Source organism: Burkholderia alba (assembly GCF_034721475.1).
Classification (GTDB): domain Bacteria; phylum Pseudomonadota; class Gammaproteobacteria; order Burkholderiales; family Burkholderiaceae; genus Burkholderia; species Burkholderia alba.
In genome coordinates, this window is record NZ_JAWJWL010000022.1 from 32417 (window position 1) to 36922 (window position 4506).

A 4506-nucleotide genomic window follows, 5' to 3' on the forward strand; every position below is an offset into this window, starting at 1 on the left:
CCCGGCCGCGCAACGCGGCCGGGTCGACGAACTGCTGGCGATGATGCGGCTCGAAGCGCATGCCGACAAACCGATCGATCAGTTGTCGGGCGGCCAGCGGCAGCGTGTCGCGCTGGCCCGCGCGCTCGCCGTGCGGCCGCGCGTGCTGCTGCTCGACGAACCGCTGACGGCGCTCGACGCGAAGCTGCGCGACACGCTGCGCCGCGAGATGAACGCGCTGCTCCGCGAGCTGGGCGTCACGACCGTCTACGTGACGCACGACCAGGCCGAGGCGATGGAGCTGGGCGACCGGATCGTCGTGATGGGCGCGGGCCGGATCGAGCAGATCGGCACGCCGCGCGACATCTACTACCGGCCGGCGAACCGCGCGGTCGCCCAGTTCATCGGCACGCTGAACCGGCTCGCGGGCGAGTGGCGCGACGGCGCGCTGGTGACGACGGGCGGCGCCGTACCCGCCGAGCGCCCCGCCGACGAGCTGTTCTTCCGCCCCGAGGACGCGCAGCTCGCGGATCCGGCGCGCGCCGCGCTGCGCGGCGCGGTGGCCGGCTGCGCATTCCTCGGCGAGCGCACCCGCCTTACAATCGAACACGCCGCGCCCGATGCGCTCGTCATCGACGTCCCCGGCCGCATCGAACTCGCCGCCGGCACGCCCGTCGGCCTGACGATCGCCCCCGAGGGCCTGATCACGCTCGCCTGACGCGCCCCTACAAGGAATGACGATGCTGCTCGCCCACATCAGCGATCTTCACATCAAGCGCCCCGGCTCGCTCGCGTATCAGCGCGTCGACACCGCCGCGCATTTCGCGCGCTGCGTCGCGCGGCTCAACGCCCTCGACCCGCGCCCCGACGCCGTGCTCGTCACCGGCGACCTGACCGATTTCGGCCACGACGACGAATACCGGCACTTGAAGGCGCTGCTCGCGCCGCTCGAGATTCCGTACTACCTGCTGGTCGGCAACCACGACGAACGCGCGGCGTTGCGGCGCGCGTTCGGCGAGCGCGACGAACTGCAGCACGGCGAATTCGTCCAGTACGCGCTCGATCTCGGGCCGCTGCGGATCATCGCGCTGGATTCGCAGATCCCCGGCACGAGCGGCGGCACGCTGTGCGACGCGCGGCTCGCATGGCTCGCGGAGCAGCTCGACGCGGCGCGCGGCCGGCCGGTCGTGGTCGCGCTGCATCATCCGCCGTTCGCGTCGGGTATCGAACACATGGATGCGATGCGGCTCGATCCGGCGGCGGCCGGCAAGCTCGATGCGCTGCTGCGCGGCCATCCGAACGTCGAGCGCGTGCTGTGCGGGCACGTGCACCGCGCGATGTTCACGCGCTTCGGCGGCACCATCGCGGCGGCGGTGCCCGCCCCCGCGCATCAGGTCACGTTCGACCTGCGCGGCGATGCGCCGTCGTCGTTCACGATGGAAGCGCCCGCGTTCGCCATGCACCGCTATACGCCGGAAGCGGGGCTGACCACGCATCACGTCTATGTCGACGCGGGCGACGGGCCGCATCCGTTCTTCGAGCCGACGGGCGCGCTGATCGACTAGCGGCGGCGAACGCGCGGATCAACGGTGCCGGGGATGGCGTCGGATGGGGGGCTGTAGGTCGTGCCTTTCGGGGATCTCGGTGTTTCGGCGACTCGGCCGCCTCCGCCGCCTCCAGCGAGTCCGACAAATCGCGGATCTCCGGCAACGCCGGTCCGCGCCATCGAGTCGCCCCCTCGCGCCCGGCGCAACCGGCCGCCCCGCCAATCCGCCGGCGCACCGTGGCGCCGGCAGACTTCCGGTCTGTCCGGTATGATCGGCAGCCTTGGCGTTTCGCCGCACGCCGCCCCGCTCGACGCGGGCACCGGTGCGGCCCGCGCGCCGCGACTCCGTCCGACACTGCCATGCCCGCTTCCTCCGCCTCAGACTCCCCCGCCGCCGCCTCGCATCACTATTCGCGCGGCCTGCTGCTCCTGCTCGCGACCATCGCCGGCGTCTCGGTCGCGAACATCTACTACAACCAGCCGCTGCTCGACAGCTTCCGCGCGTCGTTCCCGGCCGGCGCGTCGTGGATCGGCGCGGTGCCGACCGCAACCCAGCTCGGCTACGCGGCGGGCATGCTGCTGCTCGCGCCGCTCGGCGACCGCTTCGACCGGCGCCTGCTGATCCTGCTGCAGATCGCGGGCCTGTCGATCGCGCTGATCGTCGCCGCCGCCGCGCCGACGCTGTCGGTGCTCGCGCTGGCGAGTCTCGCGATCGGCATCCTGGCGACCATCGCACAGCAGGCCGTGCCGTTCGCCGCCGAAATCGCGCCGCCGCACGAGCGCGGACAAGCGGTCGGCACCGTGATGAGCGGCCTGCTGCTCGGCATCCTGCTCGCGCGCACCGCGGCCGGCTTCGTCGCCGAGTATTTCGGCTGGCGCGCGGTGTTCGGCGCGTCGGTCGCCGCGCTGATGGTGCTCGCCGCGGTCGTCGTCGCGCGGCTGCCGCGCAGCACGCCGACATCGTCGCTGCCCTACGGCAAGCTGCTCGCGTCGCTGTGGCACCTCGCGGTCGAATTGCGCGGATTGCGCGAGGCCTCGCTGACGGGCGCCGCGATCTTCGCGGCGTTCAGCGCATTCTGGCCGGCCCTCACCCTGCTGCTCGCGGGCGCGCCGTTCCACTTCGGCCCGCAGGTGGCGGGCCTGTTCGGCGTCGTCGGCGCGGCCGGCGCGCTGGCCGCGCCCTACGCCGGCCGGTTCGCCGACAAGCGCGGCCCGCGCGCGATCATCACGCTCGCGATCGCGCTGGTCGGGTTGTCGTTCGTGATCTTCGCGTTCTCGGGAGCCAGCATCGCCGGGCTCGTGATCGGCGTGATCGTGCTCGACGTCGGCGTGCAGGCCGCGCAAATCTCCAACCAGTCCCGAATCTATGCGCTGAAGCCCGACGCGCGCAGCCGCGTGAATACCGTCTACATGGTCTGCTATTTCATCGGCGGCGCGCTCGGATCGTCGGCCGGCGTGATGGCGTGGCGCGTCGCGGGCTGGACCGGGGTCTGCGCGGTCGGCGTCGCGTTCTCGCTGCTCGCCGCGCTCTGCCATTCCCGCGGCCGCGCAACGACGGCCTAGAGGCCGGCGCCGGCAGCCAGGGGCGCCGAGTACGATATCCGGCCGCATGATGCACAAGGCCCGTTCGCCGAACCGGCGAACGGGCCTTGTTTTTACCGCGCCCGGGAGCGGCGCACGCGGCTACGACACTTGCTTGCGCGCCGGGTCGAACACGAACGACAGCCCGACGCTGCCGAGAATCGCGACAGTCGCGACGACGGTCGCCATGGTCACCGGCTCGCCGAGCAGCAACGCGCCGAGCGCCACGGCGACGACGGGATTCACGTACATGCAGCTGCTCGCGATGATCGGGCTGGTATGGCGGATCAGGTAGCCGTAGGCCACATACGCGACCATCGTACCGGCGATCATCAGATAGAGGAACGCGACGGCCGGCAGGAACGCGATCTGCTCGATGCGCTCGCCGAGGAACCACGCGACGAGCGTCGACGCCAGTCCGCCGAGCCCGATCTGCAGCGCGGTCGACAGGAACAGGTCGGACGGCAGCTTGAGGCGCGCGGCCAGATGCGCGCCGCCCGCCCAGAACAGCGCGCCGGCCAGCACGGTGATGCTGCCGAGCGTCGAGCCGGCCGATGCCGGTCCGCCCGAATTCAGCACCACGATGCCGACCATGCCGAGCGCGACGGCCGCCCATTCGCCCTTCGAGATCGGCCGCCCCGCCACCGCCGCGATCACCGTCGCGAACAGCGGCACGGTGGCGACCATCACGGCCGCCGAACCGCTGCTGACCGTGCGCATGCCGAGCGCGATCAGCCCGGACGACAGCGCGACGAGCATCGTGCCGACGATCGCCGCGTTGCGGATCTCGACCAGCGACGGCCACGCCGGCCTGCGCCGCACCGCGAACACGAACAGCCCGATGCCCGCCAGCAGATTGCGCAGTCCGGACAGCAGGAGCGGCGCAAACGAGCCGAGCGCGACGTGCAGCGCGAGGTAGGTCGAACCCCACACGATGTAGATGAACGTGAGCGCCAGCGCGATGCGGCCGCCGCGGCTTTGCGGCAAGCGGATCGGATAGCGCCCGAAGAAGGCGAGCAAGCGGTCGAACGGCGTCATCGATCAGCCTGCCTGCGCGGCGGCTCGCGGGCCTGGAACGGAAGGAGCAGAATGTCCGGAAAGCGGCGCCCGCGCGGTCGGGGCGGCGGAGGAAGGCGTGCGGAACGGCATGTCGAGGCGTGCGGCGACGGAAATGAACCGGAGGGTTTCGGGTGGATCTGGACTACACCGTGCGCCGTTGCGATCGCGCACCGACTGCATTATGCATTAAGGAATGTAAGGCGAATCTCGAGCGCGTCCGAAAGCGTTCGCGGTGACGTTTCGGCGCGACATCTGTGCGCCCGGGGCGGCCTGTCGCGCCTCTCGCGCGCCGCCCTTTCCAGCCTGTCGGGACGCGCGGCGCCGCCGGGGGGGGCGCGGGG

The 4506-nt window shown here is 71.7% G+C and carries 4 protein-coding genes; 3 read left to right on the forward strand and 1 reads right to left on the reverse strand.

The annotated features are described in order from the left end of the window. From RZR99_RS23370 to RZR99_RS23380, 3 genes are all read left to right on the forward strand, one after another. On the forward strand, window positions 1–697 hold a 697-nt coding region (locus RZR99_RS23370), incomplete at its 5' end, for an ABC transporter ATP-binding protein (RefSeq protein WP_323122152.1). Window positions 698–719: 22 nt separating this feature from the next. After that, complete coding sequence (locus RZR99_RS23375; protein ID WP_323122153.1) at window positions 720–1544, forward strand: phosphodiesterase; 825 nt, start codon at window positions 720–722, stop codon at window positions 1542–1544. A 341-nt stretch (window positions 1545–1885) separates the two neighbouring features. Next, the gene (locus tag RZR99_RS23380) at window positions 1886–3088 is read left to right on the forward strand and encodes an MFS transporter (protein ID WP_323122154.1); all 1203 of its coding nucleotides are present in this window, start codon (window positions 1886–1888) and stop codon (window positions 3086–3088) included. A gap of 120 nt (window positions 3089–3208) precedes the next feature. Here RZR99_RS23380 and RZR99_RS23385 read toward each other — a convergent pair whose 3' ends face one another. Beyond that, window positions 3209–4144 (reverse strand): EamA family transporter, encoded by a 936-nt coding sequence (locus RZR99_RS23385; protein WP_323122155.1) that lies wholly within the window; start codon window positions 4142–4144, stop codon window positions 3209–3211. Window positions 4145–4506: the final 362 nt, after the last annotated feature.